This is a genomic window from Arthrobacter sp. TmtSoilC79, from assembly GCF_059739405.1.
In genome coordinates this window covers 2,491,581-2,505,897 of record NZ_AP046051.1, presented here as the reverse complement: position 1 = coordinate 2,505,897, position 14,317 = coordinate 2,491,581, and the positions used below count along the sequence as shown (strand labels likewise).

The 14,317-nt window shown below is 63.7% G+C and carries 12 protein-coding genes; 8 read left to right on the top strand and 4 right to left on the bottom strand.

Features of this window, described 5'->3' with window-relative positions:
* Window positions 1-71: 71 nt before the first annotated feature.
* The gene (locus AC6JA3_RS11565; RefSeq protein WP_026540489.1) at window positions 72-554 is read left to right on the top strand and encodes a pyridoxamine 5'-phosphate oxidase family protein; all 483 of its coding nucleotides are present in this window, start codon (window positions 72-74) and stop codon (window positions 552-554) included.
* A gap of 143 nt (window positions 555-697) precedes the next feature.
* Here the strand turns inward: AC6JA3_RS11565 and AC6JA3_RS11560 are convergent, their stop codons facing one another.
* Window positions 698-2,224 (bottom strand): ABC transporter permease, encoded by a 1,527-nt coding sequence (locus tag AC6JA3_RS11560; RefSeq protein WP_497920132.1) that lies wholly within the window; start codon window positions 2,222-2,224, stop codon window positions 698-700.
* Window positions 2,224-3,123 carry an ABC transporter ATP-binding protein gene (locus AC6JA3_RS11555; RefSeq protein WP_035760651.1) on the bottom strand — a complete coding sequence of 300 codons (900 nt, stop codon included), beginning with the start codon at window positions 3,121-3,123 and terminating at the stop codon, window positions 2,224-2,226. Before AC6JA3_RS11555 ends, AC6JA3_RS11560 begins: the two co-directional genes overlap by 1 nt.
* A gap of 175 nt (window positions 3,124-3,298) precedes the next feature.
* On the opposite strand from AC6JA3_RS11555, the gene AC6JA3_RS11550 reads away from it, so the two are divergent.
* Window positions 3,299-3,721: an FAD-dependent oxidoreductase gene (locus AC6JA3_RS11550; protein WP_026540491.1), complete on the top strand. Its 423-nt coding sequence runs from the start codon at window positions 3,299-3,301 to the stop codon at window positions 3,719-3,721.
* 9 nt (window positions 3,722-3,730) lie between these two features.
* On the top strand, window positions 3,731-4,360 hold the full coding sequence (locus tag AC6JA3_RS11545; RefSeq protein ID WP_081733531.1) for a TetR/AcrR family transcriptional regulator: 630 nt from the start codon (window positions 3,731-3,733) through the stop codon (window positions 4,358-4,360).
* 41 nt (window positions 4,361-4,401) lie between these two features.
* Here AC6JA3_RS11545 and AC6JA3_RS11540 read toward each other — a convergent pair whose 3' ends face one another.
* Window positions 4,402-6,795 carry an alpha-L-rhamnosidase gene (locus AC6JA3_RS11540; protein ID WP_347783436.1) on the bottom strand — a complete coding sequence of 798 codons (2,394 nt, stop codon included), beginning with the start codon at window positions 6,793-6,795 and terminating at the stop codon, window positions 4,402-4,404.
* 109 nt (window positions 6,796-6,904) lie between these two features.
* Between AC6JA3_RS11540 and AC6JA3_RS11535 the strand changes: the two genes are divergently transcribed.
* Window positions 6,905-7,552 carry a TetR/AcrR family transcriptional regulator gene (locus tag AC6JA3_RS11535; RefSeq protein ID WP_051420777.1) on the top strand — a complete coding sequence of 216 codons (648 nt, stop codon included), beginning with the start codon at window positions 6,905-6,907 and terminating at the stop codon, window positions 7,550-7,552.
* Here the strand turns inward: AC6JA3_RS11535 and AC6JA3_RS11530 are convergent.
* Window positions 7,549-8,379 carry an IclR family transcriptional regulator gene (locus AC6JA3_RS11530; RefSeq protein WP_081733280.1) on the bottom strand — a complete coding sequence of 277 codons (831 nt, stop codon included), beginning with the start codon at window positions 8,377-8,379 and terminating at the stop codon, window positions 7,549-7,551. The two genes, AC6JA3_RS11535 and AC6JA3_RS11530, sit on opposite strands and share 4 nt — an antisense overlap.
* A 230-nt stretch (window positions 8,380-8,609) precedes the next feature.
* On the opposite strand from AC6JA3_RS11530, the gene AC6JA3_RS11525 reads away from it, so the two are divergent.
* Genes AC6JA3_RS11525 through AC6JA3_RS11510 form a run of 4 tightly spaced genes read left to right on the top strand, consistent with a single transcriptional unit; the run spans window position 8,610 to window position 14,223 of the window.
* Complete coding sequence (locus AC6JA3_RS11525) at window positions 8,610-10,166, top strand: ABC transporter substrate-binding protein (protein WP_026540495.1); 1,557 nt, start codon at window positions 8,610-8,612, stop codon at window positions 10,164-10,166.
* A gap of 51 nt (window positions 10,167-10,217) precedes the next feature.
* Window positions 10,218-11,171, top strand: coding sequence for an ABC transporter permease (locus tag AC6JA3_RS11520; RefSeq protein WP_026540496.1), 954 nt, complete (start codon window positions 10,218-10,220; stop codon window positions 11,169-11,171).
* A complete protein-coding gene (locus tag AC6JA3_RS11515) occupies window positions 11,168-13,219 on the top strand; it encodes a dipeptide/oligopeptide/nickel ABC transporter permease/ATP-binding protein (RefSeq protein ID WP_026540497.1) in 2,052 nt (683 codons plus the stop codon). Before AC6JA3_RS11520 ends, AC6JA3_RS11515 begins: the two co-directional genes overlap by 4 nt.
* Entirely contained in the window at window positions 13,216-14,223 is a 1,008-nt protein-coding gene (locus AC6JA3_RS11510) for an oligopeptide/dipeptide ABC transporter ATP-binding protein (protein ID WP_051421503.1), read from the top strand. The genes AC6JA3_RS11515 and AC6JA3_RS11510 overlap by 4 nt, the downstream gene beginning before the upstream one ends.
* The last annotated feature ends 94 nt before the right edge of the window (window positions 14,224-14,317 follow it).

The following is a 14,317-nucleotide window of genomic DNA, read 5'->3' as shown; positions in this document are numbered from 1 at the left end:
CCGAAGAGCGCGGGCTGGGGGCGGGACCTTTTGCCCTATCAGCGTGTCGGTTCACGGGTTAGGCTCGCCCCATGGAGAACACATCGATGGATCCAGACACCACAGAGCTCAGCGTCCACGACTGCTGGAAGTACCTTCAATCGGTGTCCATCGGCAGGATCGCCCTCATCAACGGCGAAGAGCCCGAGATCTTTCCGGTGAACTACGTGCCGAACTATGGAACTGTTCTTTTCAGAACGGGACCAGGGACGAAGCACGATGCCCTGCGGGACGGGGCGGTGATTGCGCTGGAAGCCGATGGGTTCAACCGGTACGGAACCGTCGCCTGGAGTGTCATCCTCAAAGGAAGCCCGGAGTTCGTGACCCATCCTGAAGACATCCAAGAGGCAGTGGAAGCCGGTCTTTCCCCATGGCAGCCTGGCGCCAAGGACGTTTTGGTCAGGGTCACGCCCACGGAGATCACCGGTCGCCGGTTCGTTATTGCACCTCCGACGAAGTGGTGGCCGCCGCTGGATCCGACCGCCACCGACGATCACGACGGCGACACTCATTAGGCAACGCACGGCACCTTCGGCGTGGGCCGCGTCAGTAGAGTGCGGCCCAGCACATGCTGGATAACGGATCACAGCAGCACGTCCGGACCAGCCCACCCTTTGTACCCATGACCGGGCAACTGCGCCTCTCTTGCAGCAGCTCCTCAGGCTGCGAGGTCCCGGTGCCTGAGTAAATAACCGGCGATTCCTGCCCCGGCCAGGGCAATGCCGGTCATGCTGAGGGCAGCCATGGGATCGAATGCTTCGACGGGCATCGCCGCCGTGTGGCGGAAAGGACTAAGGTCCTGGAGCCAGGTTGGCAGGCGCATCAGTTCGCCGAATTGGCCCAGGACCAGCCCGACAGCCAGGAACCCCCAGCCCACGGCGATGCTCGCCCGCGGGATGACAGAGAAGGCCACGGCCGCAGCAGCGATGAAAACGACGGCGGCCGGCACGTGGGCGAGGGCGGCGCCGATCAGCAATCCAGGCGGTCCACTCGCCGCCCCTGACAGGGCAAGTCCTGCCGTCGCTGCCGTTCCCGCGACTACTGCAACTACGCCGGCAGAAGCCACTGCGATTATCAGGTTCGCGGCGAGCCAACGCGCCGACGAACGCGGGGCCGCCAATAGCAGTTCAGCGCGTCCCTCCGCTTCCTCTGCCCGGAGCCGCAGCACCACCTGGACGCCTGCGGCAGCGGCAAGAACGCCAGCGATGCCCAGCAAGGCGGTGGTGAAAACGTCAATGAGCTCTCCACGGCCGCCGGGAACGAGCCGGAGAATCAGCTCGCGAAGAGACTCATTGCCGCCGATGACATGGGTGACTACAGGTCCCAGCCCACCGGCGATGCTGCCAAGCAGAGCCGCGAAGACACACCATCCAAGAATGGTTAAGCGTTGCTGGTGCCACGCCAAGCCAAGAAACGAGGATGACCCGGACGCGAGCCGATCCCGCCCTGTGCGTTCGGCCAGCAGACTTTCGCCCAAATCTCTTCTGCTCCTGAGCGCTGCCACGGCCAAGGCCAGAAGAAGGCCCGCTGTCGTCAATACCAGCAGAGGTGTGGGATCAGCCACCGTAAAAGGCCGGGAACGTTGCCCCCAGCCGATGGGGGAAAGCCACGAAAACCATCCACTCGTCACTCGGGTCAGATCAGCGGACGGAATGCCTGAGGCGTCACCAATGCCCCGAACGAAGTAGGCTCCGCCCACCAAAGCAGCTGCTGCGCCGTTGGCCGACCGCCCCGAGGGCAATATCTGTGCTACAAGTCCACCGACGGCCACGAAGAACCAGCCAACAGAACCTACGGCCGCTCCAGCGGTGAGAGCACCAATGCCGGGCAAACCTGTGGCGGCAAGCCCCGCCGCCACACAGACTGCCAGAACCAGGTTCGTTGCCCCTCCTAGGATAAGCGTTGCCGTAATAGGTGCCGCCCGGCCTACCGGAGTGGAACTGACTAGTTCCGCCCGCCCAAGTTCTTCATCCGTACGGGTGTGCCGGATAACCAAGAACGTGCTCATCAAACCTGCAAGGACAGCAACAGTGATGATCGCCCGCCGGGCTGCTTCGTCGCCGAATTCGGTGGAAACGGCACTGGAGATGATGTAACTCAGAAAAGCGATTCCGAGAATCCAAACGGGCAGCAGCACCCGTTCCCTGCGCGCCTGAACCACGAGCAGGGCAAACATGCCGGACATCAACGCACCTGGCTGCTGTAGTGGCTGAGGAAGAGGGACTCCAACGACGGTGGGGACACGGTGAGCCCGCTGAGTCGGGCTGCTGCCGCTGCCCGCAGTACCGGCGCGAGATCGGCCGGGTCAACGTCGAACTCAACCACACCGCCGTCGACTACAAGGTCCCGAACGCCGGGCAGGGACTCAAAGACTGCAGGGTCGGGGCATTCCACTCTGAAATGAGTGAGTTTGAAGTGCCGCAAACCTGCGAGAGTCCCTGATTCCACGGTGCGCCCTGCACGGATGATCGTAACCTTTTCACAGAGCTGTTCAACCTCACTGAGGATGTGGCTCGAAAGCAGCACTGTGGCGCCGTCCGCGGTTACGCGCTGAACCTGCTGACGAAAGACCGACTCCATGACAGGATCCAAACCAGCGCTCGGCTCATCGAGCAGATACAGGCGTGCAGGGCGTGCGAACGCCGCAATCAGGGCCACCTTCTGGCGGTTTCCTTTCGAATACGTCCTGGCCTTGCGGCGCGGATCCAATTCGAAGTTTTCGATCAAGACCCGGCGGAGCGGTTCATTGACGCCCCCGCGCAGGCCTGTCAGCAAATCGATGACCTCACCACCGGAAAGGTTCGGCCACAAGCTCACATCCCCCGGGACATAAGCTATGTCCCGGTGCGCCCGGACAGGGTCCCGCCAGGGATCAAGTCCAAAAACCCGGGCTGTTCCTGCCGTTGGGCGCATCAGTCCTAAGAGGAGGCGGAGGGTTGTTGATTTCCCGGCCCCGTTGGGTCCCAGGAAGCCGTGGACTTCCCCGGGGCCGACCTGCAGATCCAGCCCGTCCAAGGCACGTGTTCTGCCGAAGGTTTTGACAAGCTGTTTGGTCTCGATGACTGGTTCTGATGCTGATGTCATGGTGGATCCCGTCCCTCGGTCCAACGACCCAGGCGGTTGCCGGAGTCGTTCCGCGGGCACGATGCCCAGCGGGCCGACCAGGCTTCCCGGCTCTCCGAATCACAGCCTACGTCCGCCCAATCAGCGGGGGAAGTGGCTGTGGCAACTCTGCCATTGACTTGAGGTTCTTCAACCGATGATGGGTCGTTCTTCGGGAGCCGCCACGTTTTGGGCCTGGTCGAAGGGGCGTATTACTCTCGCTGGCGACGCGGCCCACGCTACCTCCCCTTACGCGGCCTATGGTGCCGGCATGTCGATCGGCGACGGCTACACACTGGCCCAATGCCTGACGGGCGTCGATCTCGCAGACACGGAATCAGTTACCGCAGCGCTTCGGAGTTACGACTCGCGCCGCATCGCACACACGAACTCCCAGGTTCAGCAAGCCTACATTTTGGGCAAGGTGTTCCATCACGCGCCCGCCTTCCTGCGACCTCTTCGGGATTTCGTCCTCGACCACACTTCGATCCTGCAAAGGCAGGTCGGCGAGAAGAGTCCCAGTGAGATCGTCGCACAGCTGAAGGAAATGGGAGAAGGGCTGGTCCGTGCGGCCAGATAGCCTGAGTCAATGAAGCAAGGACATGCTCCCACCGAGCGCGCACCCCAACAGGATCGAAGCAGGCAAAGCTGGGAGCGCGCGCTCCACGTAGGGATGGAACTCTTTGAAGAACATGGCTGGGACGGGTTGACCATCACCGAGGTCTGCCGCCGGGCCAAGATCTCAGCCCCTTCGCTCTACGCGCGCGTCGATGGGAAAGCCGGGCTGTTTCTCGCTGTTCACGAACGTTGGCTGGAGCGCATCGCCCGCACCGAAGGTGAGCTCATTACCCAATTCCTACGAGTCGATGCGTCGCCCTCTGAAGGTGCCGGCGGCGCAGCGCAGGTGGTCATGGGAGTCTTTGAAAGGCACGCAGGCGCCCTGCGGGCCCTCACCGACCGCAGCGCGCGGGACGAGGAGCTTCTCGAGAGAGGTGCCTTGGCCTCCCAGGAATTCGTACGCCGCCTTGCCCAGGTAATTCCGGCCGACTTTACGGTAGGAGCCACAGCTGTTCGCGCGGTGTATGCCGAGTGCCTGCTTCGGCTCATGTACGGAGCCCGGTTCCTCATGGTCGAAGAAGAGAGCATCGAAGTTTTCCACCAGCGCGTCACAGGACTTGCGAGAACCATCGTCGCTGGCCCGGGCCCGGGCCGGGGCTGATGGGGCGACCACAGCGTCCAACAGCTGGGTCCGCGACGTCGTTAATAACGAGGAAGGGGATCGTGATGTCCGCTGGTGAACTCATGCGAGCCACCCCCTGCAGTATGCGTTGAGCCGTCCGGCATCTTCACCGTCGCATTCACGGACATCGGGATTTCCACGTGGAGCGTGAACTTTCCATGCTCGATGCTCCAGGCGCTGCTGATCCGGCCGTGGACGGTATCGACGGCGGCACTCGCCCAGGCGATGTCGCCCCCCGGCTGCGGGGCTATGGTCACCGTGCGATAACCGGTGTGTGCCTCGTCTGGATACTCCGGAAGGCGGATACCAGCCACGTGTGTGTAGAGGAACGATCCCACTGCGCCTTTGCTGTAGTGGTTGAGGGACCCACGGGCACCACTGGTTGTCACTCCATCCCACCATTCCCACATGGTGGTGGCCCCGGCGTCGAGCATCCCCAGCCAGGAGGGTGAGCCGGTGGAAAGCAGGAGCTCGTAGGCAACGTCGGGATAACCGTGGTCAGCGAGCGTTGGCAGCAGGAGGCCTGTGGCGAGGAAGCCGGTGCCCAGCCGGTTTCCGTTGAGGCCGATGAGTTCAACGAGCCTGGCGGCAGCGAGGGGCGCAAGGTGGGGCGGTACGAGGCCGAAGGCCAGGGCTCGGACGTAGTGTCCCTGGGACTCTTCCAACAACAAGCCGGAGTCGTCAAGGTACTCTTCGCGCCAGGCCGAGAGGATTTCGGCGGCCAGTGTGCAGTAATGGTCAGCGGTCGTGGAATCACCGAGTACGCCGGCCGCTTTCGCCAGCAGGTCAGCAGACCGGTAGAGGTAGGCCGTAGCAACGATGCCATGATCCCGCGCGGGGTCCGGATTTGGTGGTGTGTCCGGTTCCAGCCATTCGCCAAAGTGGAAGCCGGTGTCCCATAGGTACTGCTCGTGGGGCAGGGGAGCGGGCCGTGCTGCAGCCCGTTCAGGGTGGCGTCCGCTGGCCGCGGCTCTGGATGCGTAGTCAACCCAGGAGCGCATGGAGGGGAACGCTTCCCGCAACGACTGTCGGTCTCCATAGGCACGCCACAAGGACCACGGGACGAAGACGGCTGCGTCACCCCATCCTGCGGACCCCGTTGCCAGATCTTCGAAGAAGTTGCCGGAGGGTCCGTCGCCGGCCGGATTCGGAACCACAGTGGGCACACGGCCGTCGGGCCACTGGTCCGCCGACAGATCCCGGAGCCACTTTGCGCTGAATCCCGAGACATCGAACATGAGGGCGGCCGTATCCACAAAGACCTGCCAGTCGCCGGTGAAGCCGGACCGTTCCCGTTGCGGGCAGTCAGTCGGCACGTCGCACGCATTGCTGCGGAAACTCCAAAGGATGGCGTCGTGCAGGGCATTGAGACGGTTGTTGCTGCTTTCGAAGGTGCCGGTGCGCTGGAGATCGGAATGGACCACGACGGCGGTGACGTCCTCGGGCGCTATGGCGTCAACGTTGCCTTCAAGTTGGACGTATCGGAAGCCGTGGGTCGTGTGCCGCGGTTCAAAAACGTCCCCTGCGCGGCCCGCTGAGATGACCTCGTCGATTTGGCCGGCGGGCAGGGGAGTTTTGCTGGCGAAGTCGAAGGCCCGGATGTTTTCGGTGGATACCAGGCCGGCGTCGCCCAGTATTTCGCCGTGCCTGAGTGTGATGCGTGTTCCGCAGGGCCCCAGCGCCCGCAGGCGAACCCAGCCGTTGATGTTCTGGCCGAAGTCAACCACGGTGATGCCTGACGCAGGAACAGCCACAGTGACGGGAGCCAGCTCCTCAATGCGCCGCACGGGTGGGGCGATGGATCGGACGAGCCGCTCCCGGTTGTCGTACAACCCGCCCCGCCGGGCAACCACGGGAAGCCAGCCATCCGCCGTCGTGCTTTCCGCTGCTGGGCTCAAAAGCCGGAAGTCGACCGTTTGGCCGTCCATGAGGTCGGCGCGGGTGATGTGGCTTTCGCGGCATTCCCAGTGATGGCTTGTAGCGGCAAGGGGTGCTCGGGCGGACGTGACGGATGCGAGGAAAGCTGTGGCCGTGCCGAAGCCATCGGCCCGGCGTTCAAAGCCGTGCCTGCCGCGGAACCAGCCATCCGAGAGCAATGCGGTGATGACGTTCCCGCCACTGACCAGGTGGTGGGTGATATCCCAGGACTGGACCTGCAGCCGTTGGCGGTAGGCGGTGAAGCCCGGAGTCAGTTCCTCATCACCGACGCGGGTGCCGTTGACGAACAGTTCGTAGACGCCGTGGGCCGTGGCATGTGCTGTCGTCTCGCCGTCGTCCGGGCTCCACGTGAAGTGGCTGCGTATCCAGTACGCAGGCCGCTTGCCGGGTTCAGCCGGTTGATCTTCTGCTGGAGAGATCCACGTGGCGGCGTTAAGTGCCGCCTGCGGCGACAGGGAAGATCGGTGGTCAGTCAAGGGAACTCCTCTGGGAAAGCCGGCATCGTCACCGCTTTCGCCAATGGTAGAACATAAAAACAACGTGTGCACTGTTTTTATTCACTACAGCTTTGTCTACGCTGGGAAGGTGCGAACACGTCGGAAAACAGGAAGCTATGAAGTTGGGCGTGCCAAGCGCGCCGAAATCCTGGATGCCGCAACCAGGCTTTTCGCAGCCTCCGGCTATCACAAGGTTCCCCTGTCCCAAGTGGCAGCGGACGTCGGCCTCAGTGAAAGCGGCCTCATGCATCACTTCCGTTCCAAGAAGCACCTCCTGCTCGGTGTTGCGGAGCAGCGGTTGGAACGAACGGCAACGTGGTGGGGTTCGCGCCAGGAAGGCAATGCCAAGGAGCCGGTTACGCTGTTCCACAACATGGTGGACTCCACGCGTGAGCTGGTGGGGGAGCCGGGCCTTATTGAGCTTTTCGTGCTGATCTCCGCCGAGGCCGCGGACACCACCACGCCCGCGCACCAGCTGTATGCCTCATGGTACGAACGGGCCGTGCGTGAGACGGCCGGGCGGCTCGCCGAGGGCGTTGAGCGTGGCTATCTCCGGTCGGACACCAACCCGGCAGCATGCGCCCGGGAAATCATCGCCGTCAGCGACGGCCTTCAGTTGCAATATGTGCTGTCCGGGGGAACCCTGGACCTGGTGGAGGGTGTCCGGGACTACGCGCGGCGCCTGGCCAGGTCGCTCCTTGCCCCCGAATATCTGGACGCCGCTGAAGCGATCTAGCGCATCCGCACACTCTCGCTGGGTCCCGGGTTGAAGCCCAGGTTTCGCGATACCGCCCGGGCAGTCGCCTGAACAGCCGGCGCCAGGACATTCGGAGGCGTAGCGCCATCAGGAACCACAATGGACAGCGCCGCCACCACGGACCCTTCCGCGCCGTATATGGGTGAGGCCACCGATACGGTTTTTGAGGGTGCAGATCGCCGGATCATGGCCAGGCCCGTCCTGCGGACATCGGAGAGCGTGCGCCTCAGTTGACCTTCCGGCATGGAATCCACTCCCACCTCGGCGTCGGGTGGCTGAGTGATCACTGACTCCTGGAAGTCTGCATCGGCACCGGACAGCAGGACCAGGCCCACCGCCGTCGACCTCAACGGCGCCCGCCCGCCGACGCGATAGGCGACCTCCGTGGCCTCCTTGGATGACAACCGCTCGATCAGCACGGCCTCATTTTTGTCCCGCACGGCAAGCAGCACATGATGGCGCGTCACTGCGAAGAGGTCCTCAAGGTAGGGCAGTGCGATCTCCCGGACGCCGTGCCCGCGGGGTGACAGCGATGCTACCTCCCACAACCTGACGCCAACAACGTAACGCCCGTCCTCCAAACGCTCCAAGGCTCCCCACGCAACAAGGCGCCCGATCAAGCGCAGGGCAGTGGGAGCCGGCATATCAGCCAACCTCGCCATGTCCGACAACGTCAACGCACGACGCCGGTCGCTGAAGACGGCGAGAAGGCTCAGGGCGCGGTCGATCACGGGTTCGCCCTGCTTGGGCCGCTTGCCGCGCTGCGGTTTTTCGATGCCGTTCCCATCGTTGGCCTGCGTCAACATGAATCCTTTCAACGCCCCGAGTGATCTCCACCACAATACTGTTTCAACCAATGAAATACACATGGGGCGAAGGGCTGCCCTCAAAGGACTCTTGAAGAAGCCGGTTACCGGAAGCCATCTGACGAGAGGGCGCCGTCGGATCGGCCCGGACAGGTCACAGCCGACCATGTCCAGGCCGCCGGTCCCACATCTCGACACACGATTCCATCACGAATGCGAAGGCGCAGCACATGAATCTCCTCACCTCACCTGCACGTCGGAGCGCGGCCGTCCTGGCCGGGGCGCTCCTCCTTGGGTCACTCACAGCCTGCGGTGGCGGTTCAGCTGCCACATCCAACGTGGACAAGAGCACGCTGACCATCGCAACAGACAGCGACAGTGCATCGTTCGGCTATGACCCCCTGCGGGTTTCGGACGCCCAGCGCCAGTTCTTCGAAGGCCTCTACGAGAACCTCATGACCCTTCAACCAGATGGCAGCGTTGGTCCCGGCCTTGCCAAGGAATTCAGCTACAACGCGGACAACACCGTCCTCACGTTGACCCTCAAGGAAGGCGTGACTTTCACTGACGGGTCCACCTTGGACGCAGCCTTGGTCAAGGCCAACCTTGACCGTCGCACCGACACCGCCCTCAGCGCGTACTCGGCCATAGCGAAGGGCGGTGCACAGGAAATTGCCTCCGTGGATGTTGTCAGCCCCACCCAAGTGGCCATAACGTTCGCAAAAGCCCAGCCGGGATTCGAAAAGAACCTCACCTCCACCTTGGGCATGATCGTAGGCAAGAAAGCCGTTACGGACACAGCCAGCCTGGCCACCACCCCGGACGGCTCCGGGCCCTACACCCTGGACAGCGCCACAACTGTGAAGGGCAACAAGTACGTCTTCACCAAGAACGACAAGAACGCTGACGCCTCCAAATACCCGTACAACAAGATCACCTTCAGCGTGATCATGGACCCCCAGGCCCGTGCCAACGCGCTGGTTTCCGGCCAGGCGGACGTCGCCTCGCTGACCTCTCCCACGGTCGACTTCGCCAAGTCCAAGGGAGTGGGCGTATCCCAGATCGGCGGCACCGTCCAGACCATGATCTCCTTCGACAAGATCGGCAAGACCGCACCTGCATTCGCCAGCGAAAAGGTGCGCCAGGCCTTCCAGTACGCCATCAACCGCCAAGCTTTGGTGGACGCGCTCCACAAGGGCGACATTCCTGCATGGAACGCACTGCCCAAGGACTCTGCGGGATTCTCGGAAGAACTGAACAAGACCTACGCCTATGATCCCGCCAAGGCCAAGAGCCTCTTGGAGGAAGCCGGGTACGGCAGCGGCTTCGAGTTCACCATCATTGCCGGCCCCCAGACGCAAACGGACCTGCAGGCAGTACAAAAGGACCTGGCAGCCGTTGGAATCACCATGAACGTCAAGCTGGCGGCCTCCACGGATGAAGCCTTCGCAGCCGTGGCTACAACCCCGCTGGGTTACGCCCCCTTGGGCTGGGACAACCCGGTTGGACTGATGTACGGAGCCGTCCTCAGCGGCTTCACCAATGTCCAGAAAGCTACGGATGATCAGCTGAATGCTGCGACGGCCGAGGCTGCGGCGGCGAAGGACGATGCTTCCAGGAAGACCGCCCTGACCAAGCTCAACACCCGCCTGGTGGAGTCCGGTTGGATGATCCCGCTCTATGAATCCCTCACCAACCAGGGCTACAACACCAAGAAGGTCCAGCAGGTGAAGTTCGCCGGAAGCAACGTGTACCCGCTGCTGTCCTCGTACGCACCCACCAACTGATCCACCGATGACAGGGCGTCGGTTCCCAGGAACCGGCGCCCTGCCCGACCAATGGAGGTCACCATGGCAATGTTCGTCACCAAACGCCTGCTGATGGCGCTCACCACCGTGCTGGTGGTGGCGGTACTGGCGTTCCTGCTGGTCCACGCCATGCCAGGCAGCCCAGGTGCGGTGTCGCTGGGAGCAGGCGCTTCGCAGGAGGCCATCGACCAGTTGAACCAATCGCTCGGCTGGAACGATCCGCTGGTGGGCCAGTTCTTCCGCTGGCTCGGTGATGCCGTCCAAGGCAACCTCGGAAACTCCCTCATTGACGGCCGGTCCGTTAGTGCAGACCTGGCCAACAGGCTTCCGGTCACCGCTTCCCTCGCCGCCGGCGCCACCGTCCTCAGCGCAGTCTTCGGCATCGTCCTCGGCGTCACAGCAGCTGTTCGCGGTGGCCTCCTGGATCAGCTCATTGGAGGATTCGTCGGGCTCCTCGTCGCGCTGCCTGCGTTCTGGATCGGCGTCATCTTCGTTTACCTCTTCGCCGTCCAATCGTCCGTTTTCCCGGCCACCGGCTATGTCCCGTTCGACGTCTCCCCGCAGGATTGGGCGATGTCCCTGGCCCTTCCCGTGATCACGCTCGCCGTTGGCGGCGCAGCGTTTATTGCCCGGCAGACCAGGGCTTCCATGCTCGAGGCGTTGCAGCAGGAACACATCCGGACGCTCCGCGCCACAGCTACTCCCACATGGAAGATCCTCTATATCCACGCCCTGCGCTATGCGAGCTTGCCGATCGTGGCAGGCATCGCGCTGCAGTTCATCGGCCTTTTCGGCGGTTCCGTCATTGCCGAGCAACTATTCGCCATGCCGGGCCTTGGCCAAGCCGTCCAAACCTCCGTCAGCACCCACGACGCCCCGGCAGTCCAAGGCGTAGTGGTGATCGCCACGGTGGTTGTGGTCGCTGTGAACCTGGTGCTCGAAATCGCTACCAAATTCCTTGACCCGAAGTTGCGTGCCTCATGATTCCCACCCTTCCAGCAACAACGCCGGCAACACCCCCGGCATCCCCACGCAGGACAGCCCTGGCCAGGCTTTCAGGGCACCGACTGCTCACCTCCCCAGCGGGGATGGCCGGCACCCTCTGGCTGGCGGCGATGATCATCGCATCCCTGACGGCGCCCTGGTGGTTGCCCTTCAAAACCGAAGACCAGGACTTCACCGCCGTCCTCTCCGGACCGACCGCCGCGCACTGGCTTGGCACGGATGAACTGGGCCGGGACATCCTCAGCCGGATCTTCGCCTCAGCAGCCGAGACACTGGGGACCTCGTTCATCACGGTGTTGGTCGGCGTCGGGCTTGGGACCCTGATGGCACTGGCCGCGGCCAACAGCCTGCGGGCCGAAGGCGTCATCAGCCGGGTCACCGAGATCATGATGTCGTTGCCCGGAACGGTCATTATCCTGGCCGTCATTGGCGCCGTGGGCACCAACATCCCCCTGATCATGGCCATCCTGGGCGTTCTGATCTCAGCCGGCATTTACCGGGTGATGCTCGGCCAGGCAAAGTCCTTGCAAAACCAGCTCTACGTGGATGCGGCCAAGGTGGACGGCCTGGGCCCTGTTGCCATCAGCGCCCGCCACGTACTGCCCGGGCTGGCGACCACCATCGTGGTGCAATCGGCGCTGATCTTCGCAGTGGGCCTCCTGATCCAGGCCGGCCTCGCGTTCATCGGCTTCGGTCCACCGCTGCCCCAGCCCAGCTGGGGCGGCATGATCCAGAGTGCCTCACAGCATGTCTACGACGCCCCATGGCTTATGGTTCCCACCGGCGTTGTGTTGGCCCTGACGGTTCTGTCGGCCAACGCGATCGGCAACGCCCTGGGCAAGGCCCCCAACGCCACAGCTTCGCACCTTCCCTCCGCCGCCATCCGGCGAAAGCGGGCCGCTCAGGCTGCCGCCGCAGCCGCGGCCGCCCCTGCGGTGCGCGACGCACCTGGGGCCGGCAAACTGAGCGTCCGCGGAGTCTCCGTAGGGGTCGACGGCGGCACTCCACTGGTCACGGACGTCTCCTTCGACGTCGAGCCGGGAACGGTCCTTGGGCTGGTTGGCGAGTCCGGCTGCGGCAAGACCATGACCGCGTTGTCGCTGATGGGGTTGCTGCCTTCCGGCGTCGCCATCACCGGCGGGCAGATTCTCTGGAACGGCAGGAACCTGGCCGCTGCCACGGACAAGGACTTGGAAGGCATCCGGGGGCGCGACATCGCCCTCATCTCCCAGGAGCCAATGCGGGCACTGGATCCGATGTTCACCGTGGGCTACCAGCTGACTTCTGCCATCCGCCGACTCCGTTCGGTGGGAAAGACGGCAGCGAACGCCGATGCGTTGGGCCTGCTGGAGAAGGTGGGGATCGTTGACGCGAAGCGCATCCTCAAGACCTACCCGCACCAGATCTCGGGCGGCATGGCACAGCGCGTAGCCATTGCCCTGGCGTTGTCCGGTAATCCACGCCTGTTGGTTGCCGACGAACCGACCACCGCCTTGGACGTTACCGTCCAGGCAGAGATCCTGTCCCTCCTCCGAACGCTCGTGAAGGACACGGGCATGTCTGTAGTCATGGTGACGCACGACCTCGGAGTAGTGGCCGACATCTGCGACCACGTTGCGGTCATGTACGCCGGCCAAGTGGTGGAGAACGGCCGCACAGCCGGCATCCTGGACAACCCACGGCATCCTTACACCCTGGCACTGCTTGCGGCCGATCCCCACGCGAATACGGCAGACGATATGCCCGAACGCCTGGCCACCATCCAGGGCCAGGTGCCGCAGCCCAAGGACTGGCCGGCAGGCTGCCGGTTTGCCGCCCGCTGCCAGTTCGCAGGATCTGCCTGCCTGGTACCTGTGCCCCTCCTGCCTTCGGGAACGGGGTCCGGCCTGGTGCGTTGCGTCAAGGCCGATGAACTGGCCATTGAAGGGTTGTCGTGGGTGCCCACTGAGCTCCCTTCAGAACACGCGGTTCCGGCGGACGTACCCGCCCGGCACAGACTGGACATCGTAGAAAAGGACCTGGCATGAGCATCGAAACCCCGCTGTTGAGCTCCGCGGCCATGGCCGTCAGGCCCGGGCCCATGCTCGACGTCAAGGACCTGGTGGTCCGCTACGGCACGGGTCGGAAGGCCTCTGCGGCACCGCCAGCCGTCGACGGTGTCAGCTTCACCATCCAGCCCGGTGAAACGGTGGGTCTGGTGGGGGAGTCCGGCTCGGGCAAGTCGACCATTGGCAAAGCGATCCTCGGCCTGCAGAAGGTGTCCGGCGGTTCCGTGGAATTCAAGGGTGAGGACATCACGCATGCGGGCTCGGGCAAGCGCCGCGCCATTGGCAGTGAGCTCCGGGCTGTGTTCCAGGACCCCAACTCTTCGCTGAATCCCAGGAAGACAATCGGCGCCTCACTGGCAGAACCCTTACGCGTCCGCGGTATTGCCGGCGGCGAGGCCCGCACCAAAGCAGAGGACATGCTGGAACGGGTGGGACTGCCGCGGGAAGCCGTGGACCGGTACCCGAGCCAGTTCTCCGGCGGGCAACGGCAGCGCATTTCGGTGGCACGCGCGCTCATTTGCGAACCACAGCTTGTAGTCTGCGACGAAGCTGTCAGCGCCTTGGACCTGTCAACGCAGGCGCAGGTTTTGAACCTCCTGGCCGATCTGCGGGACGAGCGCGGCCTGAGCTACCTGTTCATTGCCCACGACATCTCCGTGGTCCAGTTCCTGGCCCAACGGGTGGTGGTCCTGTACCGGGGGCAGGTCATGGAGGCCGGCCCTGCCGCAGCGGTCACGGAATCGCCGAAGCATCCCTTTACCCAAGCCCTCGTTGCGGCATCACCGGTGCCACGCCCGGCCGAACAAGCGCAGCGCCGGGCTGTCCGTGAATCCATGGGAGTCAGGACTGCCGCCGCTGTCTCAACGACCGCCGGCGGATGTCCTTTCCGTCAGCGCTGCCCGCTGGCCACGGAACTATGCGCCTCCGAACGGCCCGCCTTGCGGCGCGTCGGCGAAGCTGACGTCGCCTGCCACTACGCCTGATTTTCCGCCCAAGACTCCAGGAGCAACCAGTGACCCTTCAAACACCAGCAAAGACTGCCGATATCAGCCCTGATTCACACCGGGTACCCACCCC